This is a genomic window from Azospirillum agricola, assembly GCF_020005195.1.
Lineage (GTDB): Bacteria > Pseudomonadota > Alphaproteobacteria > Azospirillales > Azospirillaceae > Azospirillum > Azospirillum agricola.
On the sequence record NZ_JAIFZR010000004.1, the window covers coordinates 442,405 to 466,165 of the forward strand.

Sequence of the window (23,761 nt, forward strand, 5' to 3'; positions counted from 1 at the left end):
TCTCACCGTTCCGTTCCGATGGCCGGGGCCGTTGCGATGGCCGGGCTCAGGCCGTGACCGGCACCGGTCCGACCGATCCGGCGAAGCGGACCCGGTTGCGGCCGTCGTTCTTGGCCATGTAGAGGGCGGCGTCGGATTGCGCGAAGAGGTCGGAGAAACCCCCGTGGCTTGCGTTCATCGCCACGCCGCCGACGCTGCCGGTGATGCGCAGCCCCAGCTCGGCGCCGAGCGGCGTCACCTCGCGTTCGATGGCGGCGCGCAGGCGCTCGGCGATGTCCCATCCGGTGTCCGGCCCCGCGTCCGGCAGCAGGATGGCGAACTCCTCGCCGCCCAGGCGTCCGATCGCGTCTCCCGGCCGGAGCTGGCGGGCGCAGCAGTCGGCGACGGCCTGGATCACGCGGTCGCCGAAAGGGTGGCCCGCATGGTCGTTGATCGTCTTGAAGCGGTCGATGTCGATGATCAGCAGGGTCATCGGCCGATCGTGCCGCCGGGAGCGTTGGAATTCCGTCTCCGCCACCTCGAAGAAGCGGCGGCGGTTGAGGACGCCGGTCAGCCCGTCGGTGTGGGCGAGCTTGGTCAGCTCCTTGTTGAACTCGTCGCTGGCGAGCAAAACGAAATTGATGGCGCCGGCCGCCGTGCTCAGGAAGGCCAGGATGAAGACGAGGCGTTCGGTCCCGTCATTGACCATACGGTCGAGCGGCACCGCCGGCTGGGCCAGCGCCGCGCCGATGCGGGCGATGAAGGCGCCGGCCACGACCAGCGTCACCCCTCCGGACAGGTAGTGGGCGGCGCCGCGTCCGCGGTAGAACAGCAGGAGTTCGGCGGCGATCAGCAGCAGGAGCAGGGTGGCGGCAACGCTCGACAGCAGGCGGACCCGCGAGAGGTCCGACGGCCCGCCGAGCAGCAGCAGGAAGGCGCCGACGCCGACCACGCTTCCGCAGACGAGGGCGAAATGGCGCGGCACGGATTTTTCCTGCACCTGCCGGGCACACACGTAGTTCAGGCTCAATCCGGCGATGGCGAGGCCGTTGGCCAGCGCCGCCAGCAGTTCCGGCATCATCCCGCCGCGCATCGACGCCACCAGGAAGCCGGCGCCGACCAGGAACTTGCCGTAGGCGAATGACAGCAGCGAGCGCCGGATGTAACTCGGGTACTTCATCGAGGCCAGCAGGACCGACACACCGACCGCGAAGGCGATGATGGTGGTCATCTGGGCGATGAAGGCGGTGTCGAGATTCATGCGCCCTGTCGTCACGCGTGATTACGGCAGTATGCAGCGTGACGCTAACGGAGCAATGTTCACGTGACAAGCAGGAAAGAACCCGGGATGACCGGGGTGTGATTACGGTTTTTCCGCCGGGGCATAGCCTTTGACGAACAAGGCGACGGCCGCGTTGACGAAGCGCTCGATTTTCTCGTCGCTCGGTCGGTCTTCCAGACACAGCATGAGTTGCAGGTGGAGATTGGCCTTCACCAGCCCGAAGAACTGGTGGGTGGCGAGGTCGAGATCCGGGATCGACAACTCGCCCCGACGCACGAGTTCGTCGAGGTGGGCGCGGACCTGGGCGAAGGTCAGGGCCGGGCCGGCGTCGTAGAAGGCGCGCGCCAGCTCGGGGAAGCGGTGCGCCTCGCCCAGCACCACGCGGTGCACGGACAGCGCCTTGGACGACATCACGAAGGAGACGAACTTCAGGCCGATCAGGCGCAACCCCTCGGCGGCCGGCAGGGGGCGCGCCTCCTCCCACACCTCGGCCAGGGCGGAGTTGGCGCATTCGCAGGCGACCATCGCGCGGAACAGCTCGTCCTTGCTGCCGAAATGCGCGTAGAGCGTCGCCTTGGAGACGTTGGCCTTCTTGGACACCGCGTCCATGCTGACCGCGCCATAGCCGTTCTCCAGGAACAGCGCGCCGGCAGCCTCCAGAATCTGGGCGGCTTTCGATCCCGCCTCTGGGGTGGGGGCAACCAGCGTGGTCATGCGTGCCTCATCTGCGACTGTGTTCTTCGCCCCTACCGCGTTCCGCATCGGACGGCAACCCTCTCATCGAAACTAAACCGTTCAGTTCGGTGTTGACAACAGATAGGTGATCGCGCATCTTCAGGCAACACTAAACTGAACGGTTCAGTTCTTTCGGCGGCGGGGCCGACCGGCGGAACGACGGCCGCAGGGGCATGAGGGTTTCAGGCAATGGCAACCAATGTCCGCAAGATCGTCCTGCCGGTGATCGCGGCCGCGGCCCTGGCGGGCGGCGGCTACGCCGGCTATGGCTGGTGGACCGAGGGCCGGTTCATCGAATCGACCGACAACGCCTATGTGCAGAGCGACATCACGATCGTCAGCCCCAAGGTGTCCGCCTATGTGCGCGAGGTTCGCGTGGCGGAGAACCAGCAGGTGCGGGCGGGGGACGTGCTGGCGCTGCTCGACGACCGCGATTTCCGCGCCAAGGTCGCGGAGTCCGAGGCGGCCGTCACCGCCCAGAGGGCGGCGCTCGGCACGCTGGACAGCAAGCTGGAGCTTCAGCGCGCGATCATCGACCAGGCCGCCGCCACGCTGGCGAGCGCCGAGGCCGAGCAGCGCCGCGCCCAGCAGGATTACGACCGCAACCGCTCGCTCGCCAGCGACAGCTGGACCAGCCGGCAGAAGCTGGAGACGTCGGACGCCGACCTGCGCAAGGCGGTGGCCCAGGTCGCCAAGTCCCGCGCGGCGCTCGCCGCCGAGAACGACCAGGTGGCCGTCCTGCGCGCCACCCGGACGGAGACCGAGGCCCGGCTGGCCCAGGCCCAGGCGGTGCTGGAAACCGACCGCAACGACCTGAACAACACGGTGATCCGTGCGGCGGTCGACGGTGTCGTCGGCAACCGTGGCGTCCAGGTCGGCCAGTACGCCCGGCCGGGCGTGCAGCTGCTGGCGCTGGTGCCGCTGCCCGACGTCTATGTGGTCGCGAACTTCAAGGAAACGCAGATCGGCCGCATGCGTCCGGGCCAGAGCGTGACCGTTTCGGTCGATGCCTTCCCCGGCCAGAAGCTGGAAGGCAAGGTGGAAAGCTTCGCCCCGGCCTCGGGGTCGAAATTCTCGCTGCTGCCTCCGGAGAACGCGACCGGCAACTTCACCAAGATCGTCCAGCGGGTGCCGGTGCGCATCGCCCTGCCGCGCGACGGCGCGCTCGCCGGGCTGCTGCGTCCCGGCCTGTCGGTGGAGGCCGAGGTCGACACCCGCGGTGCCGACAGCCGCCCGCATGTCGAGGCCGGCGGCGTGTTCGGCGCGCTGAACGCGAAGCAGGCGGTGGCCGCCAAGTAAGGGCGGCTTCCAGAGACAGAGTGGCGGCCGATCACGACGACGGCCGCCTGTTTCCCGGACGGGGCATCATCCCATGGCGACACCGGCACCCGGTGCGGCGCACGCGATGCGTCCGCTGACCGCACGCGACCGCATCGGCTTCCTCGCCATGGTGGTCGGCATGTTCATGGCGATCCTGGACATCCAGATCGTCTCAAGCTCCCTGTCGGAGATCCAGGCGGGCCTCGCGGCCAGCGCCGACGAGATCTCCTGGGTGCAGACCTCCTACCTGATCGCCGAGGTGGTGATGATCCCGCTGTCCGGGATCCTCTCGCGCATCCTCTCCACCCGCATTCTCTTCACCATCGCCGCCGCCGGCTTCACCCTGACCAGCATCGCCTGCGCCTTCTCCGGCGGCATCGAGACGATGATCGTCTGGCGGGCGTTGCAGGGCTTCATCGGCGGGGCGATGATCCCGACCGTCTTCGCCACCAGCTTCGCCATCTTTCCGCCGGAGAAGCGGGCCGGCGTGTCGGTGATGATCGGCCTCGTCGCCACCATGGCCCCGACCATCGGCCCGACGCTGGGCGGCTGGCTGACGCAGAGCCTGTCCTGGCACTGGCTGTTCCTCGCCAACGTTCTGCCCGGCATCGTCGTGACCTCGCTGGTCTGGACCCTGGTGGACGTCGACAAGCCGAACCTGGAGCTTCGCAAGGGTTTCGACTTCATCGGCCTCGCGCTGATGGCCGCCTTCCTCGGCAGTCTCGAGTATGTGGTCGAGGAAGGGCCGCGAAACGACTGGCTGGCCGATGAATCGGTGGCGATCCTCGCGGTGGTCGCGGTGGTCGGCGGCATCGGCTTCTTCTGGCGGGTTCTGAGCTACCGCAACCCGGTGGTCGAGCTGCGCGCCTTCGCCGACCGCAACTTCGCCATCGGGTCGCTCTACAGCTTCATCATCGGCATCGGGCTCTACGGGTCGGTCTATTTGCAACCGCTGTTCCTGGCGCGGGTGCGGGGCTTCAACAGCCTTCAGATCGGCACCATCATGTTCGTGACCGGCGCCTTCCAGTTCCTGTCGGCGCCGATCGCCGGCGCCCTGTCCAAGCGGCTCGACCTGCGCGTCATGCTGGCGATGGGGCTGGTGCTGTTCGGCAGCGGAGTCTGGCTGAACAGCCACCTGACCGCCGACACCGGATTCTGGGAGCTGTTCCTGCCGCAGGCGGTGCGCGGGCTGTCGCTGATGTTGTGCTTCATCCCGATCAACAGCATCGCGCTTGGGACCCTGCCGCCGGACAAGCTGAAGAACGGATCGGGCCTGTACAATCTGATGCGCAATCTCGGCGGCGCCATCGGGCTGGCGGTGATCAACACCGTGCTGATCGAGCGCGGCGCCCTGCACACCAACCGGCTGGGCGACAACCTCAACCTCGCGCGGCCGGAGGTGCAGCAGACGCTGGACGGGCTGGCGGCGAGCTTCGACGGGCTGGTGTCCGACGCCAACGCGGCGGCGATGGCCAAGTTGGTCGGGCTGGTGCAGCGCGAATCGATGATCCTGACCTTCAACGACTGCCTGCTGCTGATGTCCGGCGTGTTCTTCGCGGCGCTGCTGTTCATGCCGTTGGTGCGGCGGCCGGGCGGCATGGTCAAGGCGGACCATTGAGCGGGGAAGGGACGGGCGGATCAGGGTTGAGCGGGATGGGACGGGCCGCTCCGGTTGTGCTATAAGCGCCCGACCATCCATCCTCCGATCCCCACCCGGTCCGCATGAGCAAGCGTCAATACACCCGAGGCGAGGTCAAGGAGCTGCTGGGCGCCCTGGAGCGCCAGTGCCGTGAGGCCTCCAAGCTGGCCCAGCAGGCCGAGGTCGAGGCGAGCAAGCACAGCTTCGGCGCCTACCGCGAGTTCCGCGACAAGGTCGGCGAATTCCAGGCGCTGGTCATCCTGATCGAGCAGCGCCTGCGCAATCTGGTGGACAACCGGTCCGACGACCTGCGCGACCAGTTCGAGCGGCTGGACACGGTGATGCTGGCGCTTCTGGTGCGCGCCAGCATGCGCTTCTTCTTCGTGCTGTCGGCCAACCCGATCCTGCCGATGGGGGCCCGCGAAATCTTCGTGGCGGAGCTGCGCAGCCTGCACGACGCCAGCGAGAAGCTGAAGCGGCCGAGCTATGTTGGCAAGCTCGGCCCGGAACTGGACCGGGATCTGGAGACCGCCTCCCTGATCCTGGAGGAGATCATCGACAAGGCGCCGAGCCTGCTGAACTTCCGGGGATGAGCCGGGCAGTCACTTCGCCAGGAAGGCGGCGATGCTGTCGCCGGCCTTGGCGATGTTCGCCACCCCGTCGAGATGGCCGAGGGTGGAGGTGACCGCCTCGCTGTATTCCACGGCGTTGCCCTGCTTCTCCAACCGTTCCTTCAGCGGCCGCATGTTGCGGTCGGGCGGGAAGACCAGATCGTCGGCCGAGGGCAGCAGCAGGACCGGCGCCTTGATCTTGGCCAAGCCATCCTCCAGCGAGCCGCCGTTGCCGGCCACGAAGGTCTGGTTGGCCTTGACCAGATAGAGGAAGTGGTTGGCGTCGCTGACCGCCGCGCGGCTGGCCGCCGCCTTTTCCAGCCACGCCTCGATGGCGTACTGGTTGCCGAGCGCGGCGCGTGGATCCTTGCCCTCCTCGGCCCATTTGCGGCCGAAGGCGGCGTCGGCCCATTTCCAGTGGCGGGCGTGCAGGGTGACCAGCTTCAACGCCTCGGTCAAACCGGCCTTGGGCTCGGCCTTGCCGTAATAGTCGCCGTTGTTCCAGTTGGGGTCGAGCTTGATCGGCGCCGCCCACAGGTTCAGCCAGCCGATCAGAAAGGGATCGGCCTCGGCCCCGCCGATGGCGGCGATCACCCGCTTGACCATGTCGGGATGGGCGGTGGCCCAGTCGAGCGCCTGGAGCGATCCCATCGAACCGCCCATCACCGCCTGCAACGATGTCACGCCGAGGCTGTCGAGCAGCGCCTTCTGCACGTTCACGAAGTCGCGGATGGCGACGACCGGGAAGCTCAGGCCGTAGGGCTTGCCGGTGTCCGGGTTGGTGCTGGCCGGGCCGGTGGTGACGACGGTCGGATCCTTGGGCGACAGGTTGACCAGCGTGTCGGAACTGATGATGAAGTATTTGTCGGTGTCGAGCGGCTTGCCCGGCCCGATGATGCTGTCCCAGTAACCGGGGGCTGGGTCGTCCGCCTTGTATTTTCCGGCGGCGTGGCTGCTGCCGCTGAAGAAATGGGTGACGAGGATGACGTTGTCCTTGGCCTCGTTCAGCGTGCCGTAGCTTTCCCAGCCGATCCGGACATTCTTGATCGTCCCGCCGCCGACGGTGGTGTAGGAGGGCATCTCGAAGGTTTTCTTCTCGACGATGCCGTCCAGCGCCAACGCAGGGGCCAGGGGGGATGTCAGGCCGAGCAGGCAGGCCGCGAACGCGAGGCCGCCGAGGCGGCCGGCCCAGCGCGCGGCGGCGCTGGTGTCAAGACAACGCATGAACTCGTCCTCCCGATTTTTTGACCGGTTGCTTTTCTGTGCGGAAAGTCTACGGCACGCTGTGCCCCTGTCCAGCGCCGTTCGCTGACGGAACGCTCACAGCCGCACGGCGGTCCCGTTCACCGAGACCATCAGCATGCCGTTTTCCTTGCCCAGAACCTCGTAATCGACGTCGACGCCGACGATGGCGTCCGCCCCCAGCGCCTGGGCCGCCGCCGTCATGTCGGCCAGCGCGGCCTCGCGCGCCTCGCGGAGCGCCGCCTGGTAGCCGCCGGCCCGGCCGCCGACGATGTCGCGGATCGAGGAGAACAGGTCGCGGAAGACGTTCACGCCCATGATGGCCTCGCCGGCGACCATGCCGAGATACTGGCGGACCGGGCGGCCTTCGACGCTGTCGGTGGTGGTGATGATCATTCCGGTGTCTCCCGTTGGCGGATGGCGCCGTACAGATGGCGGTGCAAACGGCCGAGTCCAAGGCGGCACTGCAAAATCGCAGGCCGCTTGAGTCCAAAGCGCCTCCCCCGCGCCGCGCCCATGCGGGCACCCTGTCCGTTCCGCTGCCGAGGCATTCTCACTGGGGACAGGCGCCATGGACGAGACGCGGCGGGCCATCCTGCGCTGGATGACCGGAGTGATGGAGGCGCGGACCTGGAGCGCCGGCGCCTGGGCGCGCCGGGCCGGCGTCACCGCCACCAACCTGACGCGCTTCCTGCGCGACCCGGTCCTGGGCAGCGTGCCGAGCGCCGACACGCTGGCCCGCCTCGCCCGCGTCGCCGGGTCGGAACCGCGCTTCCTCGACGAGCGCGCCTACCCGCCGGTGGCGCGGGTGCCGGTGCTGACGCCGGAGCAGGCCCATGTGTTCCTCGCCCTCGGGCGCGGGGCGGGGGAGGCGTTCCTTGCCGGGGCGCTGCGCGAGGGCAGCGCCTCGATCCTGCTCGACGGCGCCGCGTCGCGCCGTGCCTTCGCCCTGCGCATCGTCTCGAAAAGCCTGAACGCGGCCGGCGTGCTGCCGCGCGACTGCGTGGTGCTGGAACCGCTCGACGTGCTGGCGCCGCGTGCCGGCGACATGGTGGTGACGGTGGGCGACGGAACGGTCTGCGGCTACCGCTTCTTTCCGCCGCAATTGCTGCCGGTGTCCACAGATCCCGATTGCCGGCCGACGCTGATCGACCACGCCCAGCTGGCCGGGGTGGCGGTCCAGGTGGTGCGGGCGCTCAAGCCGTCCTGACCAAGCTTTCCACCCCTTGGGCATCGCCTAAAATTATCACATCATTGAATCGAACGCTCAAAGAACAAAAGAACAACGACAAATCTACCCCGATAGATCCGGTTATTGAAAGAAGCCGGTTAATGTCTTAAAGAAAAAACCTGTTCAAATTCTTTCAAGTGAGATATGGCTAAGCTATAGGTTCTGCTTTTGTTCTTGAAAGCTGCATGTTCGCATCCCATATTCAGGGTCCGGCGGCGGTGTGCGCCGGATGCGCTGCGAAGCCGCAGCGACCCAGGGGAACAGCGAACGGGGCGGTGCACATGGCGATCACGGAGGCGCAGCGTGCCTTGCGGGCGGGGCGGATCGGATCCTCGGACGCGACGCGTGTGATGGCCGGCGACTGGCTGGCGCTGTGGCGCGAGAAGACCGGACGGGCCGAGCGGGACAACCTCGACCTCGTCGCCGCCGTGCAGATCGGCATCGCGACCGAAGCCCTGCACCCCCGTTTCGTCGAGCACGCGACCGGCCTCGCGTGCGTCGCGGCGACCGACAGCTACGTCCACGCCGAGCATGACTGGATGGTGGCGCACCCGGATTTCCTGACGCGCAGCGCGCCGGACGGGGATCTCGACACCATCGTCGAGGCCAAGTTCAACAGCGGCTTCCAGAGCGATCTGGATCTCGCGCGCCGCTACCACTGGCAGCTTCAGCACCAGTTGGCGGTGATGGGGCTGGAGCGCGGGCTGTTGTCGATCCTGCGGCCGACCGGCCACGCGATGGTGGCGGTCCCGCGCCGCGCCGACGACGTGGAACGGCTGGTCGAGACGCTGGAGGCCTTCTGGTGGCACGTCCTCAACGACGTCGAGCCCTCCGATCCGCTGCCGATGGACGGCCCGTCCTACGAGACGCGGCGGGTGTTCGACATGAGCCGCCACAACCGCTTCCGCGCGCTCGCCGACGCGCTGGTCGACCGCCGGGCGGCGGCGCTGGAGGTGCGGGAGGCCGAGGCGGCCATCAAGGCGCTGATGCCGGACGACGCCCGCCTGGCCTTCGTCGGCGCCGACGAGCCGGGGCGGGGCCTGTATCTGGCGCGCGACCGCGACGGGCGGCTCAGCCTGCGCTACGGCGCGCCGCCGCGCCGGGCCCTGGCCGACGCGCAGGATTGGGTGCCCTCCGCTGACCCGAGCCTGGAGGCCGTGCTGAGCGACGGCTGGGCCGCCGGCTGGGGTGAGGGGAGTGCCGAAACGACTGGACAAAAAGGACGCGATCTATGGGACGCATGAGCAAGACCGACAGTGTCGTCGCCGAGAACCAGACCGCCGAGACGCCGGCCCAGCCCACGGCACAACCCTCGACGGAGGCGAAGGCCGAACCGGCGAAGGGCCGCGCGGCGCCCCGCGTCGAGGCCGCCGACGGCCCGCCCCAGCGCATCGACACCCTGTTCCTGTGGAACCGGCTGAAGCGCACCGACCCGAAGGCGACCAAGCCCTTCACCCGCTCCGGCGGTTTCCGCGGCACGCAGATCGACCCGACCTGGCGGCTGATGATGATGACCGAGCAGTTTGGGCCGGTCGGCAAGGGCTGGGGCTACGAGCAGATGGATTGGACCATCGCGGAGCGGATGGTCTTCATCTGCGCACGCGTCTGGTACATCGACCCGGAGACCAAGGAGAAATGCTTCACCGGACCGCAGTGGGGCGGCACCGAGATGGTGCGCCGCCGCAACGGGATGGAGATGCCGGACGACGAGTGCTTCAAGATGTCGATGACCGACGCGGTCGGCAAATGCCTGCTGCAACTCGGTCTGGCCGCCGACATCTACATGGGCCAGTTCGACGACAGCAAGTATCGCGAGGAATCGGAGGCTTTCTATGCCGCCAAGGCCAATCCGGATCTTCAGCCGGAGGCCATCGAGGCCTTCGAGGCGGAGGTGAAGCGGCGGCTCAACGGATGCCTTGATCTCGACGATCTGGAGGAGGTCTGGCGCGGCGGCGTCGGCACCCGCCTGCGCGAGATCGGCGCGATCGATCGGGCGGCGCAGCACCGCATCACCGGCCTCTTCGCGCAGAAGAAGGCGGAAATCCTCAAGCGCGAGGAGGAGGACGGCCGGGAAGCCGCCTGATCCTAGTAGGGCGAGCGTGGAGGGCGATCTTGGGGGTGCGATCCCGTGGAGGTTGGCATGACGGCACGGACGACAGGACCAGCGACCCATTCGCCCAGCGGCCTGTTCCGCATGAGCGCCTGGGAAAGCGAGTTCGAACGGACCAACGCCCAGATTCCGCGCTGGTATTGGGACCATGACCGGCGGCGGCGCCACTACGCGCGCTGGGTCGAGGCGGAGGCTGGGACGCTCGCCCTGCGGCTGTCGGGGCTGCTGCGCCCCGACACTCCGGCGGAGAGTGCAGGGCCGGCCCGCCTTTTGATCGAGTCGCTCGCCCGTGACATCGACTGGGCCCGGCGGTTGGAAGAGGACGATCCCGAGGAAGACACGCACCGCGACCCGCTGCGCCACGCGGCCTGACCCCCTGTGGCCCGACCGGTCGCCCATTGACCGAAAAGGACATGACGTCATGATGATCGAGGAGGTCCAGGCGCGTCTGCGCGCCGCTCAAGCCCAGATCGGGCGCGAGGGCCGCTTCGCCCTCACCCTCACCCTGAACGGGCGTGAGGATTGCTACATCACTCATTGGTTCCGTCCCGACCCGCACGCCTTCGAGGATTGCCGGGCGGTGGGGTCCGGGACGGTGGCGGATTGCCTCGCGGCGCTGGACCGTTACGTGGCGGCCAATCGGAAGGCCGCCGCGCCCGCGTCCGCCGAGGCTCCGGCGCTGATGGCCGCCGAATGACATCCCCGTAACCGGTACGGCCATCGGCTCTCGCCCCTCGTTCCCCCCGCGAACGAGGGGCTTTTTTCATCATGACGCCGGATCGGGTGTGGGATAGCCTTTTCGGGGATATGGTCTTTTGAGGGGGACGCTGATGGAACCGGCTTTCGCTCTGGCGGGAATTCTCGGCGCGCTGGCGGTCGGTGCCGCCAGCCCGGGGCCGAGCTTCGTGCTGGTTGCCCGCACCTCGGTCGCGGTGTCGCGGCGCGCCGGCCTCGCCGCCGCCCTCGGCATGGGCGTCGGCGGGGTGGTCTTCGCGGCCCTGGCGCTGCTCGGCCTGCACGCGCTGCTGATGCAGGTCGGCTGGCTCCATGCCGTCCTGAAGCTGGCCGGCGGGGTCTATCTGGTCTGGCTGGCCGTGCGCATCTGGCGCGGCGCGGCCGAACCGCTGGCGGTGGCGGAGCAAGGCGACACCGCGCCCGCCGGGCTCGCCAGACCCTTCATCTTCGGGCTGACGACGCAGCTCTGCAACCCGAAGACGGCCATCGTCTACGGCAGCATCTTCGCGGCCCTGCTGCCGGCGAACCCGCCGGGCTGGCTGCTTTCCGTCCTGCCGCCGTCGGTCTTCCTGATCGAGGCGGGATGGTACGCGGCGGTGGCGCTGGCCTTCTCGGCTGGGCGCCCGCGCGCCGCCTATCTGCGTTTCAAGAGTTGGATAGACCGCGTCGCGGCGACCGCCATCGGGGCTCTGGGTCTGCGGCTGGTTGCCGACGCGGCCACCCCCGCGCCCTGACCCGCCGTTCGGGGCGGGCCGGGCAGGGCATCGTCTACTTCTTCTTCCCGGCCTGCGCCCGCGCGAAGGCTTCGGCGAAGGCGTTGTTGAGCGGTTCCGGAGCCTTGGCCGGCTTGGGCGCGGAAGGCTTGGAGGCGGCGGCCGGCGACGGGGCGGGGCGGTTGCCCTGCCGGGGGTGTTCTCCCTGGCGCTCCCCTTGCGGACGGCCTCCCTGGGGCCGGCCGTTGCCATTCGTCCGTTCGCCCTGTCCGCCTCGCGCCGCCGGGCGCGGAGCCTCGTCGGTCAGGCGCATGGTCAGGGCGATGCGCTTGCGCGGGATATCGACCTCCAGCACCTTGACCTTCACCACGTCGCCGGCCTTCACGACCGTGTGCGGATCCTTCACGAAGCTGGTGGAGAGCTGCGAGATGTGGACCAGCCCGTCCTGGTGGACGCCGATGTCGACGAAGGCGCCGAAGGCGGTGATGTTGGTGGCGACCCCCTCCAGGATCATGCCGGGCTGGAGATCCTTCAGTTGCTCGACGCCGTCCTTGAAGGTGGCGGTCTTGAATTCGGGGCGCGGGTCACGGCCGGGCTTCTCGAGTTCCTTGATGATGTCCTCGACGGTCGGCACGCCGAACCGCGCGTCGGTGAAGTCCTCGGCCTGGAGGCCGCGCAGGAAGCGGGCGTCGCCGATGACGCTGCCCAGATCCTTGCCGGTCGTCTTCACGATGCGCTCCACCACCGGATAGGCTTCCGGGTGGACGGCCGAGCCGTCGAGCGGGTTGTCGCCGGCCCGGATGCGCAGGAAGCCGGCGGCCTGCTCGAAGGTCTTCGGCCCCAGCCGCGCCACGTCGAGCAGCTGCTTGCGCGAGCGGAAGGCGCCGTTGCGGTCGCGGTGCTCGACGATGTTGCGGGCGATGGTCTCGTTCAGGCCCGACACGCGGGTCAGCAGGGGCACCGATGCGGTGTTGAGGTCGACGCCGACGGCGTTCACGCAATCCTCGACCACCGCGTCCAGCGAGCGGGCCAGCTTGCCGCCGGCCACGTCGTGCTGGTACTGGCCGACGCCGATCGACTTCGGCTCGATCTTCACCAGCTCGGCCAGCGGATCCTGGAGGCGGCGGGCGATGGAGACGGCGCCGCGCAGGCTGACGTCGAGGCCGGGGAATTCCAGCGCCGCCGTCTCCGACGCCGAATAGACCGAGGCGCCGGCCTCGCTGACCACCAGCTTGGTCAGCGACAGCTCCGGGTGGCGCTTCATCAGGTCCGACGCCAGCTTGTCGGTCTCGCGGGACGCGGTGCCGTTGCCGATGGAGATCAGCTCGGCCTTGTGGCGGTGGGCCAGCGCCGCCAGCACGGCGATGGCGCCGTCCCAGTCGTTGCGCGGCAGGTGCGGGTAGATTGTGGTCGTCTCGACCAGCTTGCCGGTGGCGTCGACCACCGCGACCTTCACGCCGGTGCGGATGCCGGGGTCGAGGCCGATGGTGGCGCGCTGGCCGGCCGGGGCGGCGAGCAGCAGGTCGTGCAGGTTGCGGGCGAAGACGCGGATCGCCTCGTCCTCCGCCCGCTCGCGCAGGCTCCCCATCAGGTCGGTCTCGACATGCGGGCCGATCTTCAGCTTCCAGGTCCAGCGGACGACGTCGGACAGCCATTTGTCGGCCGGCCGGCCCTGGTCCCGGATGCCGGTGTGGGCGGCGATGGTCCGCTCGGCCGGGTGCGGCTGCCCCTCCTCGACCGGCAGATCGAGGCGGATGTCGAGCACGCCCTGGCTCCGGCCGCGGAATAGCGCCAGCGCCCGGTGCGACGGCACCTTGGCCCAGTTCTCCGTGAAGTCGAAATAGTCGGAGAACTTGGCGCCTTCCGCCTTCTTCTCCTCGATCGCCTTGGAGGTGATGACGCCCTTGTCCGCCATGGCGGTGCGCAGGCGGCCGACCAGCTCGGCGTCCTCGCCGAAGCGCTCGACCAGGATGTGGCGGGCGCCGTCGAGCGCCGCCTTGACGTCGGCGACCTGCTTGTCGGCGTCGACGAAGCCGGCGGCCTCGCCTTCCGGGCTGCGCGACGGGTCGGCGAGCAGGAGGTCGGCCAGCGGCTCCAGCCCGGCCTCGCGGGCGATCTGGGCCTTGGTGCGGCGCTTCTGCTTGTAGGGGAGGTAGAGATCCTCCAGCCGGGTCTTGGTGTCGGCCTGCTCGATCTGGCGCTTCAGCTCGGGCGTCAGCTTGCCCTGCTCGCCGATGGTCGCCAGGATGGTGGCGCGGCGGTCCTCCAGCTCGCGCAGGTAGCCCAGGCGCTCCTCCAGGGTGCGGAGCTGGGTGTCGTCGAGCCCGCCGGTCGCTTCCTTGCGGTAGCGCGCGATGAAGGGCACCGTGGAGCCCTCGTCGAGCATGGCGACGGCCGAGGCGACCTGGGATTCGCGGACCGACAGTTCGTCGGCGATGCGCTGGCTGATGGACAGCATGAGGATGAACCGTGCCGGCTATGGAGACCCGAAGGCGGCTCCTATAGCGCGGTGGGGGCGATCCGGCCAGCCCCCTGATGGTCAGCGGGGTCGGACCGGTTGCCGGGCGGTGTTTCGCAAAAAGGTGGTAGGGGCGTATTCCTTCGCCGTCTTCACCGGACGTTAACCATGTTGGCCCTATATCTTTGCGTGCAACTTGGTTGCGTTTCCTCCCGAACCTAGACTTGAGGCGGCTCGCCCATCACGGCGGAGCCGCCTTTCTCTTTTTGGCGGGCAGGGTAGGGGAAGGCGGGATAGGGCAAGGCAGGGCGCCGGCCGGACGGGAAAAGGACCGGGACGGAGTGGCCGTCCCGGTCCTCCCCGGAAAGCGGATGCGCCGATCCGACCGAACACACTGGATCAGGGAAGGCGGCTTTCGGCCAGACGCAGGCGCGCTTCCGGGGACAGGCGCTTGAGGGTGTCGATGACGCGTGCTTCGATCTCGTTGCGCAGCGCCTCGTCGGTGGCGCGCCGTCCCACGAACAGCGCGGCGAGACGATCGGCGTCGAAGGGCCGGGCGACCAGCTCCTCGCGCAGGCGCGGACCGAACTCCTCATGGGTGGCGCGCATGCGGACGAACAGCGGCCGCGCGTCGTCCATGGCGCGGCGCAGGATCGCCACGTCGGCGGCCGGCAGATCCTTCGCCACATGGTCGACGAGATGGGCCAGCGCGCCTTCCGGACCGGGAGGCGGGGGAGGGCGCAGCATGTGGGCGACGGCGAAGCCGCCGGCCAGCATGTTGACCGCGAGCGAACCGACCAGGAGGAACCAAGGCCAACGGCGCCGGACCGACGGCGTCATCGCGTCTCTCCCAGATAGCTGACGATCATCGCGCCGGACAAATCCAGGGAGTTCGCCCTCTGCGTGGTCAGGACGCCCTGGTTGTAGGACAGGAAGCCCAGTACGCCCATCATGGCCAGGAAGCCGGCGGTCGGCGCGATGCGGATGGGTGGTTTCGCGAGGAACCATGGAACAAACTCCGGCACGGTCCGTTCGGCCAGCCGTTCGAGGATCCGGTCATGGACGCGCTGCTCGCGCTCCGTCGGGATGGCCGGAACGGTCGCCGCGTCCAGCAGGCCGTCGGTGAGCGCGGCATCGGCCAGCTCCCGCCGGGCATCCTCGTTGAGATCGAGGAGCGCCAGGGCCTCGGGGGCGACCTGGGGCGGCCAGCGGTCGAGGTTGGCACCATGGACCGCGGCGTAACGTTTGAACTCTTTGAGTGTCATGGCCGTACGCCGTCCTTCTGACGGATCAGGGGTTGAAGCCGTGCGCGCACCACGCGGCGCGCCCGGACGAGAAGACTTTCCATTGCCGAAACCGACACCTGCAATATTTCAGACGCCTCCGCGCAGGTCATCTCCTCATGATAACAAAGGCTCAGCGCGGCGCGCTGCCGGTCCGGCAGCGCCGCGATGGCGGCATCGACCTCGGCGCCGATCCGCCGCCCGTCGACGATCGTCTCGGCGCTCCAGGCCGGATCGGCGATCTCCTCGGCGGCGTCGAGCGGCGCGAAGGTCCGCCGGCGCTTGTAGTCGATGGCACGGTTCACGACGATGCGGTAGAGCCAGGTCGTGAAGCGCGTTCCGTCGCCGCGCCAGCGGTCGGCGTTCGCCCAGATTTGCAGGAAGGCGTCCTGCACGATCTCTTCGGCGTCGCTGGCGTTGCCGACGACCCGTTGCGCCAAGGACAAGCTGCGGCGCAGATGGCGCCGTGTCAGAGTTCCGAACGCTTTTCGGTCTCCGGCCGCGGCGTCCGCCATCAACGCCTCGTCGGATGCCGTATCGTCTGCCCAAGGCTCCACGCCCGTGTCCGTCCGCTCCAGATTGCCGTCCTGATGTTATACGAAGCCATCCCGGCGATCCTGCGCGGCCTGCGACATTTTCCTGTCGGGCTCGTGCATATTTTCCATAATTCAAATTATGTGATTATCTTCCCCCTTTGGGGGTGGTTGTCCTCACCGCCATCCACAACGCTCCTCATCCTGTTCACAATCGCGGCCTAATTTGTTCATCGCATCAACCGAAAGTCGGCCTCGGACGGTTCGGCGGTCGAATCGTTCGTTCGGTCCTCCGCCGGTGTCCTTACCGGTCGGTCCGGGCGGGTTCCAGGCAAGGAGATTTCCGGTGATCAGCAAACTCCAGGCGGCGGCTCTCGCGGCTGTTGTGACTCTTCCGCTCGCCCTGTCGGGCACCGCGCAGGCCGGCGCCACCTTCGACGGCGTCAAGCAGAAGGGCTACGTCCAGTGCGGCGTCAACCTCGGTCTGTACGGCTTCTCGGCGCCGGACGACAAGGGCAAGTGGACCGGCCTGGACGTCGACGTCTGCCGCGCCGTCGCCGCCGCGATGTTCGGCGACGCCGAGAAGGTCAAGTACACGCCCCTGTCGGCCCAGCAGCGCCTGCCCGCCCTGCAATCCGGCGAGGTCGATCTGCTGGCCCGCAACACCACCCGCACCCTGACCCGCGACACCGCCAACGGCCTGAACTTCGCGCCGACCAACTATTATGACGGCCAGGGCTTCATGGTGGCGTCCAAGCTGGGGCTGAAGAGCGCCAAGCAGCTCAACGGCGCCACCATCTGCGTGCTGCCCGGCACGACGACGGAGCAGAACGTCGCCGACTTCTTCCGCGCCAACAAGATGAACTTCAAGCCGGTCGTCATCGAGAAGAACGAGGAGCTGCACAAGGCCTTCTTCGCCGGCCGTTGCGACGCCCTGACCTCCGACGCCTCGCAGCTCGCCGCGATCCGCGCCGCCGAGACGGCGAACCCCAACGACTACCTCATCCTGCCGGAGCTGATCTCCAAGGAGCCGCTGTCGCCGGCCATCCGCCAGGGCGACGAGGAATGGACCAACCTCGTGACCTGGGCCTTCTACGCGATGGTCCAGGCCGAGGAGAAGGGCATCACCGCGCAGACGGTCGACGCCGCCATGACCTCGCCCGATCCGGACGTGAAGCGCCTGCTGGGCGTCACCGCCGGCAACGGCAAGGCGCTCGGCGTCGAGGAGAACTGGGCCTACAACATCGTGAAGCAGGTCGGCAACTACGGCGAGAGCTACGAGCGCAACGTCGGCTCGGGCTCCAAGCTGAAGATGCCGCGCGGCCAGAACGCGCTGCACAGCGAGGGCGGCCTGATGTACGCCCCGCCCCTGAAGTAACGCCGGTACAGGACTGGAACCGGCGGTGGGGCCTTCCCTGGCGGAAGGCTCCGCCGCCTCCCCTCCCCCCGTACGGAGCGTGAGATGTCGAAACTTGTCCAAGCGCTGAACTCCGCGCGCGTGCGGGGCTGGCTGTACCAGGCGCTGTTCGTGTCGGGCACCCTGGCCGTCGGCTGGTATCTGGTTTCCAACACCCTGACCAACCTCGGCAAACGGGGCGTCGCCACCGGCTTCGGCTTCCTGGAGCGCGAGGCCGGCTTCGAGATCGGCGAGAGCCTGCTGACCTACGCCGCCTCCGACACCTATCTGAAGGCGCTGGTCGTCGGCCTGCTGAACACGCTGACCGTGTCGGCCGGCGCGGTGATCCTCGCCTCGATCCTCGGCGTCGCCGTCGGCGTGGCGCGGCTGTCCTCGAACTGGATGGTCGGCCGCTTCGCCGCCGTCTTCGTCGAGACGGTGCGCAACGTGCCGCTGCTGCTGCAACTGGTGGTCTGGTACACCATCATGAACCGGCTGCCGAGCCCGCGCGAGGCGATCGAGGTGCTGCCGCACATCTTCCTCAGCAACCGCGGCCTGAAATACCCGGTCTTCGTCGAGCACGCCGGCCATGGCTGGGCCTTCCTGGCGCTTCTCCTCGGCATCGCCGGGGCCATCGCCGTGGTGCGCTACGGCCGCCGCCATCGCGAGGCGACCGGCAAGCCCTTCCCCACCCTGCCCGCGGCGCTGGCCTCCATCGTCCTGCCGCCGGTCGCGGTGTTCCTCGCCAGCGGCGCCCCCTTCGCCTTCGACGTGCCGGTGATGGCCGGCTTCAACTTCGAGGGCGGTTCCTCGGTCTCGCCGGAATTCACCGCGCTGCTGATCGGCCTGTCGGTCTACACCGCCGGCTTCATCGCCGAGATCGTGCGCTCGGGCATCCTCGCCGTGCCGCATGGCCAGACGGAGGCCGGTCTGGCGCTCGGCCTCAGCCCGGCGAAGATCCTGCGCCTGATCATCCTGCCGCAGGCGCTGCGGGTGATCGTGCCGCCGCTGACCAGCCAATACCTGAACCTGACCAAGAACAGCTCGCTGGCCGTCGCCATCGGCTATCCGGATCTGGTCAGCGTCACCAACACCTCGGCCAACCAGACCGGCCAAGTGGTGGAGGCGGTGGCGATGATGATGGTCGTCTATCTCGTCATCAGCCTGGCCATCGCCGGCTTCATGAACTGGTACAACCGCAAAGTGGCTCTGGTGACGCGATGACCAAGGACAACCCCTCCCAACCGTCCGCCGCCTGGGCCGCCTCCTACGAGGAGGAACCCTCGCAGGCCGGGGTTCCGCCTTCGCCCGGCGGCATGACGGCGCTGAAGCCCTTCGGCTGGGCCAAGGACAACCTGTTCAACAGCAAGCTGAACACGCTCCTGACCCTGGTCTGCCTCGTCATCCTGTGGTTTGCCGTGCCGCCGGTCGTGAGCTGGGTGCTGCTCGACGCCACCTGGACCGGCTCGTCGGAGGCGTGCCGCGAGGCCGTCGGCGCCTGCTGGTCGGTCATCGTGGTCAAGCACCGGCTGATCTTCTTCGGCACCTACCCCTTTGATGAGCAGTGGCGCCCCTTCCTGGCCTGCGGCCTGTTCGTGGCGATGCTGGGCGTCAGCGGCGTGCGCGCCTTCTGGCGGCCCTGGCTGGTCGGCGCCTGGGCGCTGGTGCTGGTCGGCATGGGCGTGTTGATGTGGGGCGGCGTGCTGGGGCTGACCCATGTCCCCAACGACAAGTGGGGCGGGCTGCCGATCACGCTGATGCTGTCGGTCTTCGCCATCGCGCTCGCCTTCCCGCTGTCGATCCTGCTGGCGCTCGGCCGCCAGTCGTCGCTGCCGGCGATCCGCAGCATCTGCGTCGGCTTCATCGAGCTGATGCGCGGCGTGCCGCTGGTCAGCGTGCTGTTCATGGCCTCGGTGATGTTCCCGCTCTTCCTGCCCGAAGGCGTCACCATCGACAAGCTGCTGCGCGCGCTGGCCGGGCTGACGCTGTTCACCGCCGCCTATCTGGCCGAGGCCGTGCGCGGCGGGTTGCAGGCGATCCCCCGGGGGCAGTATGAGGCGGCCGACGCGCTCGGCCTCGGCTATTGGCAGAAGACCTGGCTGATCGTCCTGCCGCAGGCGCTGCGCATCGTCATCCCGCCGATCGTCAACCAGTTCATCTCCTGCTTCAAGGACACCTCGCTGGTCACCATCGTCGGCCTCTACGACCTGCTGACCGCCGCGACCGTGGCGACCACCGACCCCGAATGGCGCCCCTTCTTCGCCGAGGTCTATGTCTTCGCCGGGCTGGTGTTCTGGATCTTCTGCTTCAGCATGTCCCGCTACAGCCAGTGGCTGGAGCGCATGGCGAACCGCTACAACCGCCGCTGACCGGCCTTTTCGGAGACCCGCAATGTCCAACGCCATCATCGAACTCCGCAAGGTCGGCAAGTGGTACAACAGCTACCACGCGCTGCGCGACGTCAGCCTGACCATCGGCAAGGGCGAGAAGGTCGTCGTCTGCGGCCCGTCGGGCTCGGGCAAGTCGACGATGATCCGCTGCATCAACCGGCTCGAGGCGCACCAGACCGGCCACATCATCGTCAACGGCACCGAGCTGACCGACGACGTGAAGTCGGTCGAGAAGGTCCGCAAGCAGGTCGGCATGGTGTTCCAGAACTTCAACCTGTTCCCGCACCTGACCGTGTTGCAGAATCTCACCCTCGCCCCGATCTGGGTGCGCGGCATGGCGAAGTCCGAGATCGAGGAGATCGCCATGATGTACCTGCGCCGCGTCCGCATCCCGGACCAGGCGCACAAGTTCCCCGGCCAGCTCTCCGGCGGCCAGCAGCAGCGCGTCGCCATCGCCCGCGCGCTGTGCATGAAGCCGGAGATCATGCTGTTCGACGAGCCGACCTCGGCGCTCGACCCCGAGATGGTCAAGGAAGTGCTCGACGTCATGATCGAGCTGGCGAACGAGGGCATGACGATGGTCTGCGTCACCCATGAAATGGGCTTTGCCCGCTCGGTCGCCGATTCTATCGTCTTCATGGCCGAGGGCTCGATCATCGAGAGCGGGTCGCCGGCCGAATTCTTCGAGAACCCGAAAAGCGAACGGACCCGCCAGTTCCTCGGCCAGATTCTGGAGCATTGAGGACGGGCGGACGGTTCAGGGCGTAAGGAGTCCCGCGCATGGCGGCGACCATTGCCATCACCGACGACGACGCGGTCACGCGCGAGACGCTGAAGTCCTACCTGACGGACGAGGGCTTCACCGTCCGGCTGGCCGGAAGCGCGGAGGAGCTGAAGACGCTTCTCGCCGCCGAGACGATCGATCTGGTGCTGCTGGACATCCGGCTGCCGCGCCAGGACGGGCTGACGCTGACCCGCGAACTGCGCGCGGTGTCGGAGATCGGCATCATCCTGGTCAGCAGCCGGGCCGAGAAGCTGGACCGCATCATCGGGCTGGAGATGGGGGCGGACGACTACATCGCCAAACCCTTCGAGCCGCGCGAGATCCTGGCCCGCGTGCGCAACCTGCTGCGCCGCCTGAAGGCGCCCGGCAGCCCGCGCGACGACCGGCGGCGCTGCTTTTCCGGCTGGACCCTGTTCCTCGACCGCATGCGGCTGACCGATCCGCAGGACCAGCCGGTGCGGCTGACCAGCGCGGAGTTCGAGCTGCTGTCGACCTTCGTCTGCAACCCCGGCCGGGTGATGAACCGGGATTACCTGCTGACGGCGACGACCCGGCGCAAGTCGGACGCCACCGACCGCACCATCGACAGCCTGGTGCGCCGTCTGCGCCGCCTGATCGAGACCGACCCGGCCGACCCGCGCCTGATCATCACCGTGCACGGCACCGGCTATCTGTTTGCCGGGGACGTGACTCAGGGCGCCTGACCGCTCCGAGAGACCCCGGGCCACCTCCCCCGCCGCAAGCGTTCCAAGCGGCGGCCACGCGCTCGGCAGCCTGGGCCACGGAGACACGGGGAAAACATTTCCCACCGTCTCCGTGGCTTATTTTTATGCAGAAGGCGCCAAATTCTGCCCGGATTGCAGACAAATCGGAACCGAGCGTTGTCCGGATTCCGATTTTTTCAGCTGAGGCGTGACCAATCTTTGAAATTTATTCAGCAGGATCTGGAGCCGGACTGTGACTGGCTGTGATCTTTCGCATCAAATACCGACGAAACGTCACAGTCTGTTCACATATAGACGCTAAACCGTTCAAGAGACGTAGCGATGATGACCATGTTGCAATCCAGCAGACCGTGCGGCGGCGGCGAGGGGTTTGGGCATGAAGAGATTCGCGAACATGGACGAGTCCGGGGCGCGCTTCCGGTTCTGGACCCTGCGGCGGGCCATGGTGTCGGTGGTCGGCGTGCTGGTGGCGGCCCTGTTCGGCAGCCAGGCCTGGGTGTCGCAACGCTACACCGATTTCGCGGTGGCGACCTTCGACAGCAGCGGCGCCGCGACGCTCGGCGTGCTGGTCAACGACCGCATCCGCAAGAACTACACGGAATGGCTCCAGGGCCACGCCAACGAATGGAGCCGTGACGGTTTCCTCGTCGACAGCGTCAGCCAGAAGGAGTTCGCCAAGGCGACGCTGGCGCTGAAGAACATCTCGGCCCGGCCGATCGTCGTCGACCGCGAGGTCAGGCTGGTCTCCGTCGGCGTCTTCGACGCGGACATGAAGCGGGTGGCGGAAACCGGCGGCACGCCCAGGGACACGATCGCGACGGTCCCCGCCCTGTTCGAGGCGCTGAAGGGCCGCGAGCTGGCCGACAGGCGCCGCCCCGCCGCCCTGCTGTGGCGCAACGAGCAGGGGCGGCCCTTGTTCAGCATGATCATGCCGATCGGCGGTTTCCGCGTGCTGGGCTTCCTGGAGGTGGTGACCGACCCCCTGCCCGGCCTGTCGACGCTCGGCGCCGTGCTGAACGCCGACATCCGTTTCAAGGACGCCACCGGCAACGTCCTGTATGAATCGAAAAGCGGCACGCCGCCCTCGGCCGACGCGCAGATTTCCACGACCAGCGTCCTCATCGGTGGCGACGGCGGCCTGCCCTGGGCGACCGCCGAGATTTCCCGAGACATCGGGGAATTCGTCGGCAACGTCGAGCATCTTCGCGACGAGGCGATCAAGATGGTGGCGCTGTTCGCGCTCGCCGTCTCGGTGGCGGCGGCGGCGCTGCTGCGCATGGCGGTCTTCACCAACCTGCGCAAGTTCGCCCGCGCCATGGAGCAGATCGCCGCCGGCGACCTGTCCATCGAAATTCCCCGCACCGGCCGCGACGAACTGGGCGTCATGGGCGCGGCGCTTCGCCGCCTGCGCGGCAGCGTCGAGCAGGTTCTGCTGATGAAGCGCATGGTCGATTCCAGCCCGGTGCCGACCGCGCTGCTGCGCACCGACGGCAGCGTCGGTTTCGTCAACCCGGCGGCGCAGGACTTCTGCCGCAGCCATGGCATCGACGAGACCTCGGCCGACCTGCTGGCGCAGGGGCCGGGCTTCGCCGCCGAATGCGCCGATCCGGCCCGCCCGCCGATCCCCCGCCGCACCCTGCTGGTCGGCGACACGACGGTCGAGGCGCATGTCGACAGCGTGCGCGACGACCAGGGCAACGTGCTGGGCAAGACCCTGTCCTGGACCGACGTGACCGAGCAGGTCCGCTCCGCGGCCCTGGCCCGCCAGCTCATCGAGGACGTCCATCAGGTCGCCTCGGGCGTGGCGCGGCAGTCCGGGCAGCTCCGCACCCTGGCCGACGCGCTGCGCCAGCAATCGGCCAGCACCATCGACAGCACGGTCAGCGCCGGCAGCTTCGTCGCCGGGAGCAACCGCAGCGCGGCCACCTGCAACGGCAGCGCCGAGACGCTGATGACCACCATCGGCACCGTGTCGGGCCTCGCCCACGAGGCGGCGGACGTCGTCGCCACCACCATCGGCGAACTGACCGCCGCGCGCGGCGTGGTCGAGCAGCTCGGCGAGAACACCGACCAGATCCGCAGGATCGTCGACGTCATCACCGGCATCGCCCACCAGACCAAGCTGCTGGCGCTGAACGCCACCATCGAGGCGGCGGTGGCCGGCGAGGCCGGGCGCGGCTTCGCGGTGGTCGCCGCCGAGGTCAAGAAGCTGGCCGAGGAGACGGCCAACGCCACGGTGCAGATCGCCGGCTCGGTCGGCGCCATCAACGGCAGCATCCAGGGCACGGTCGGCAGCTTCGCCCGCCTCTCCGGTGCGGTGGAGCGCATCAGCACGGTGCAGGACCTGATCGGCGAGGCGGTGGCGCGGCAGACCGCCTCCTCGTCCGACATCAAGGCGCGCGTCGGCGAGATCGCCGCCACCTCCGGCGAGGTCGCGGCGATCATCGAGGAGGTGAGCGGGCAGGCGGCGCGGACCGGCGGCATCGCCGGCACCTTGACCGAGACGGCGAACAGGCTGGCCGAGGAAGCGGGTTCGCTGCATAGTCTGCTCGGCACGCTGCGCGCCCAGCAGGCGGCCTGACCGGCGGGCGCGGC

At 68.3% G+C, this 23,761-nt stretch carries 23 protein-coding genes; 15 read left to right on the plus strand and 8 right to left on the minus strand.

Going from position 1 to position 23,761, the window contains the following annotated elements; genetic code table 11:
- Positions 1 to 46: 46 nt before the first annotated feature.
- Positions 47 to 1,240: a GGDEF domain-containing protein gene (locus tag JN22_RS10900; RefSeq protein WP_085553952.1), complete on the minus strand. Its 1,194-nt coding sequence runs from the start codon at positions 1,238 to 1,240 to the stop codon at positions 47 to 49.
- 102 nt (positions 1,241 to 1,342) lie between these two features.
- Positions 1,343 to 1,975, minus strand: a complete 633-nt coding sequence (locus tag JN22_RS10905) for a TetR/AcrR family transcriptional regulator (RefSeq protein ID WP_223677675.1) — start codon at positions 1,973 to 1,975, stop codon at positions 1,343 to 1,345.
- Positions 1,976 to 2,185: 210 nt separating this feature from the next.
- Here JN22_RS10905 and JN22_RS10910 point away from each other — a divergent pair, with 210 nt between their 5' ends.
- From JN22_RS10910 to JN22_RS10920, 3 genes are all read left to right on the plus strand, one after another.
- Positions 2,186 to 3,295, plus strand: coding sequence for an HlyD family secretion protein (locus JN22_RS10910; protein ID WP_085553954.1), 1,110 nt, complete (start codon positions 2,186 to 2,188; stop codon positions 3,293 to 3,295).
- 73 nt (positions 3,296 to 3,368) lie between these two features.
- Complete coding sequence (locus JN22_RS10915; protein WP_085553955.1) at positions 3,369 to 4,934, plus strand: DHA2 family efflux MFS transporter permease subunit; 1,566 nt, start codon at positions 3,369 to 3,371, stop codon at positions 4,932 to 4,934.
- 104 nt (positions 4,935 to 5,038) lie between these two features.
- The gene (locus tag JN22_RS10920) at positions 5,039 to 5,548 is read left to right on the plus strand and encodes a hypothetical protein (protein WP_085553956.1); all 510 of its coding nucleotides are present in this window, start codon (positions 5,039 to 5,041) and stop codon (positions 5,546 to 5,548) included.
- 9 nt (positions 5,549 to 5,557) lie between these two features.
- Here the strand turns inward: JN22_RS10920 and JN22_RS10925 are convergent, their stop codons facing one another.
- Together JN22_RS10925 and JN22_RS10930 are read right to left on the minus strand one after the other, a co-directional pair.
- Positions 5,558 to 6,790: an E22 family MetX-like putative esterase gene (locus JN22_RS10925; RefSeq protein ID WP_085553957.1), complete on the minus strand. Its 1,233-nt coding sequence runs from the start codon at positions 6,788 to 6,790 to the stop codon at positions 5,558 to 5,560.
- Between the two features lie 96 nt (positions 6,791 to 6,886).
- The gene (locus JN22_RS10930) at positions 6,887 to 7,204 is read right to left on the minus strand and encodes a heavy metal-binding domain-containing protein (protein WP_085553958.1); all 318 of its coding nucleotides are present in this window, start codon (positions 7,202 to 7,204) and stop codon (positions 6,887 to 6,889) included.
- Between the two features lie 175 nt (positions 7,205 to 7,379).
- Between JN22_RS10930 and JN22_RS10935 the strand changes: the two genes are divergently transcribed.
- The 6 genes from JN22_RS10935 to JN22_RS10960 all read left to right on the plus strand — a co-directional run bounded on the left by JN22_RS10935 (position 7,380) and on the right by JN22_RS10960 (position 11,618).
- Positions 7,380 to 8,018 carry a LexA family transcriptional regulator gene (locus JN22_RS10935; RefSeq protein ID WP_085553959.1) on the plus strand — a complete coding sequence of 213 codons (639 nt, stop codon included), beginning with the start codon at positions 7,380 to 7,382 and terminating at the stop codon, positions 8,016 to 8,018.
- 302 nt (positions 8,019 to 8,320) lie between these two features.
- Positions 8,321 to 9,283: a YqaJ viral recombinase family protein gene (locus JN22_RS10940; protein WP_085553960.1), complete on the plus strand. Its 963-nt coding sequence runs from the start codon at positions 8,321 to 8,323 to the stop codon at positions 9,281 to 9,283.
- Positions 9,280 to 10,122, plus strand: a complete 843-nt coding sequence (locus tag JN22_RS10945; protein WP_085554641.1) for a hypothetical protein — start codon at positions 9,280 to 9,282, stop codon at positions 10,120 to 10,122. Before JN22_RS10940 ends, JN22_RS10945 begins: the two co-directional genes overlap by 4 nt.
- A gap of 57 nt (positions 10,123 to 10,179) precedes the next feature.
- Entirely contained in the window at positions 10,180 to 10,521 is a 342-nt protein-coding gene (locus tag JN22_RS10950; protein WP_223677676.1) for a hypothetical protein, read from the plus strand.
- 49 nt (positions 10,522 to 10,570) lie between these two features.
- The gene (locus JN22_RS10955; RefSeq protein WP_085553962.1) at positions 10,571 to 10,846 is read left to right on the plus strand and encodes a hypothetical protein; all 276 of its coding nucleotides are present in this window, start codon (positions 10,571 to 10,573) and stop codon (positions 10,844 to 10,846) included.
- A gap of 133 nt (positions 10,847 to 10,979) precedes the next feature.
- Complete coding sequence (locus JN22_RS10960) at positions 10,980 to 11,618, plus strand: LysE family translocator (protein ID WP_085553963.1); 639 nt, start codon at positions 10,980 to 10,982, stop codon at positions 11,616 to 11,618.
- A gap of 34 nt (positions 11,619 to 11,652) precedes the next feature.
- On the opposite strand, the gene JN22_RS10965 is transcribed toward JN22_RS10960, so the two are convergent.
- The 4 genes from JN22_RS10965 to JN22_RS10980 form a co-directional block, all read right to left on the minus strand.
- Positions 11,653 to 14,055 (minus strand): Tex family protein, encoded by a 2,403-nt coding sequence (locus JN22_RS10965; RefSeq protein ID WP_085553964.1) that lies wholly within the window; start codon positions 14,053 to 14,055, stop codon positions 11,653 to 11,655.
- A gap of 399 nt (positions 14,056 to 14,454) precedes the next feature.
- Positions 14,455 to 14,895 carry a periplasmic heavy metal sensor gene (locus JN22_RS10970; RefSeq protein ID WP_085553965.1) on the minus strand — a complete coding sequence of 147 codons (441 nt, stop codon included), beginning with the start codon at positions 14,893 to 14,895 and terminating at the stop codon, positions 14,455 to 14,457.
- A complete protein-coding gene (locus JN22_RS10975; RefSeq protein ID WP_085553966.1) occupies positions 14,892 to 15,320 on the minus strand; it encodes a hypothetical protein in 429 nt (142 codons plus the stop codon). The genes JN22_RS10970 and JN22_RS10975 overlap by 4 nt, the downstream gene beginning before the upstream one ends.
- The gene (locus tag JN22_RS10980; protein WP_211114867.1) at positions 15,317 to 15,853 is read right to left on the minus strand and encodes a sigma-70 family RNA polymerase sigma factor; all 537 of its coding nucleotides are present in this window, start codon (positions 15,851 to 15,853) and stop codon (positions 15,317 to 15,319) included. The genes JN22_RS10975 and JN22_RS10980 overlap by 4 nt, the downstream gene beginning before the upstream one ends.
- 364 nt (positions 15,854 to 16,217) lie before the next feature.
- On the opposite strand from JN22_RS10980, the gene JN22_RS10985 reads away from it, so the two are divergent.
- The 6 genes from JN22_RS10985 (at position 16,218) to JN22_RS11010 (ending at position 23,747) form a co-directional block, all read left to right on the plus strand.
- Positions 16,218 to 17,249, plus strand: a complete 1,032-nt coding sequence (locus JN22_RS10985; RefSeq protein WP_085553968.1) for an amino acid ABC transporter substrate-binding protein — start codon at positions 16,218 to 16,220, stop codon at positions 17,247 to 17,249.
- Positions 17,250 to 17,333: 84 nt separating this feature from the next.
- The gene (locus tag JN22_RS10990; RefSeq protein WP_085553969.1) at positions 17,334 to 18,491 is read left to right on the plus strand and encodes an amino acid ABC transporter permease; all 1,158 of its coding nucleotides are present in this window, start codon (positions 17,334 to 17,336) and stop codon (positions 18,489 to 18,491) included.
- Complete coding sequence (locus tag JN22_RS10995) at positions 18,488 to 19,636, plus strand: amino acid ABC transporter permease (RefSeq protein WP_085553970.1); 1,149 nt, start codon at positions 18,488 to 18,490, stop codon at positions 19,634 to 19,636. Before JN22_RS10990 ends, JN22_RS10995 begins: the two co-directional genes overlap by 4 nt.
- A gap of 22 nt (positions 19,637 to 19,658) precedes the next feature.
- Positions 19,659 to 20,399 (plus strand): amino acid ABC transporter ATP-binding protein, encoded by a 741-nt coding sequence (locus JN22_RS11000; protein WP_085553971.1) that lies wholly within the window; start codon positions 19,659 to 19,661, stop codon positions 20,397 to 20,399.
- A 38-nt stretch (positions 20,400 to 20,437) separates the two neighbouring features.
- Positions 20,438 to 21,145, plus strand: a complete 708-nt coding sequence (locus JN22_RS11005; RefSeq protein ID WP_085553972.1) for a response regulator — start codon at positions 20,438 to 20,440, stop codon at positions 21,143 to 21,145.
- A gap of 397 nt (positions 21,146 to 21,542) precedes the next feature.
- Positions 21,543 to 23,747, plus strand: coding sequence for a methyl-accepting chemotaxis protein (locus JN22_RS11010; protein ID WP_085553973.1), 2,205 nt, complete (start codon positions 21,543 to 21,545; stop codon positions 23,745 to 23,747).
- Positions 23,748 to 23,761: the final 14 nt, after the last annotated feature.

Coding starts and splice junctions, on each gene's coding strand:
- JN22_RS10900 (WP_085553952.1), bottom strand. CDS start 1,240: ATGAATCTCGACACCGCCTTCATCGCCCAGATGACCACCATCATCGCC.
- JN22_RS10905 (WP_223677675.1), bottom strand. CDS start 1,975: ATGACCACGCTGGTTGCCCCCACCCCAGAGGCGGGATCGAAAGCCGCC.
- JN22_RS10910 (WP_085553954.1), top strand. CDS start 2,186: ATGGCAACCAATGTCCGCAAGATCGTCCTGCCGGTGATCGCGGCCGCG.
- JN22_RS10915 (WP_085553955.1), top strand. CDS start 3,369: ATGGCGACACCGGCACCCGGTGCGGCGCACGCGATGCGTCCGCTGACC.
- JN22_RS10920 (WP_085553956.1), top strand. CDS start 5,039: ATGAGCAAGCGTCAATACACCCGAGGCGAGGTCAAGGAGCTGCTGGGC.
- JN22_RS10925 (WP_085553957.1), bottom strand. CDS start 6,790: ATGCGTTGTCTTGACACCAGCGCCGCCGCGCGCTGGGCCGGCCGCCTC.
- JN22_RS10930 (WP_085553958.1), bottom strand. CDS start 7,204: ATGATCATCACCACCACCGACAGCGTCGAAGGCCGCCCGGTCCGCCAG.
- JN22_RS10935 (WP_085553959.1), top strand. CDS start 7,380: ATGGACGAGACGCGGCGGGCCATCCTGCGCTGGATGACCGGAGTGATG.
- JN22_RS10940 (WP_085553960.1), top strand. CDS start 8,321: ATGGCGATCACGGAGGCGCAGCGTGCCTTGCGGGCGGGGCGGATCGGA.
- JN22_RS10945 (WP_085554641.1), top strand. CDS start 9,280: ATGAGCAAGACCGACAGTGTCGTCGCCGAGAACCAGACCGCCGAGACG.
- JN22_RS10950 (WP_223677676.1), top strand. CDS start 10,180: ATGACGGCACGGACGACAGGACCAGCGACCCATTCGCCCAGCGGCCTG.
- JN22_RS10955 (WP_085553962.1), top strand. CDS start 10,571: ATGATGATCGAGGAGGTCCAGGCGCGTCTGCGCGCCGCTCAAGCCCAG.
- JN22_RS10960 (WP_085553963.1), top strand. CDS start 10,980: ATGGAACCGGCTTTCGCTCTGGCGGGAATTCTCGGCGCGCTGGCGGTC.
- JN22_RS10965 (WP_085553964.1), bottom strand. CDS start 14,055: ATGCTGTCCATCAGCCAGCGCATCGCCGACGAACTGTCGGTCCGCGAA.
- JN22_RS10970 (WP_085553965.1), bottom strand. CDS start 14,895: ATGACGCCGTCGGTCCGGCGCCGTTGGCCTTGGTTCCTCCTGGTCGGT.
- JN22_RS10975 (WP_085553966.1), bottom strand. CDS start 15,320: ATGACACTCAAAGAGTTCAAACGTTACGCCGCGGTCCATGGTGCCAAC.
- JN22_RS10980 (WP_211114867.1), bottom strand. CDS start 15,853: ATGGCGGACGCCGCGGCCGGAGACCGAAAAGCGTTCGGAACTCTGACA.
- JN22_RS10990 (WP_085553969.1), top strand. CDS start 17,334: ATGTCGAAACTTGTCCAAGCGCTGAACTCCGCGCGCGTGCGGGGCTGG.
- JN22_RS10995 (WP_085553970.1), top strand. CDS start 18,488: ATGACCAAGGACAACCCCTCCCAACCGTCCGCCGCCTGGGCCGCCTCC.
- JN22_RS11000 (WP_085553971.1), top strand. CDS start 19,659: ATGTCCAACGCCATCATCGAACTCCGCAAGGTCGGCAAGTGGTACAAC.
- JN22_RS11005 (WP_085553972.1), top strand. CDS start 20,438: ATGGCGGCGACCATTGCCATCACCGACGACGACGCGGTCACGCGCGAG.
- JN22_RS11010 (WP_085553973.1), top strand. CDS start 21,543: ATGAAGAGATTCGCGAACATGGACGAGTCCGGGGCGCGCTTCCGGTTC.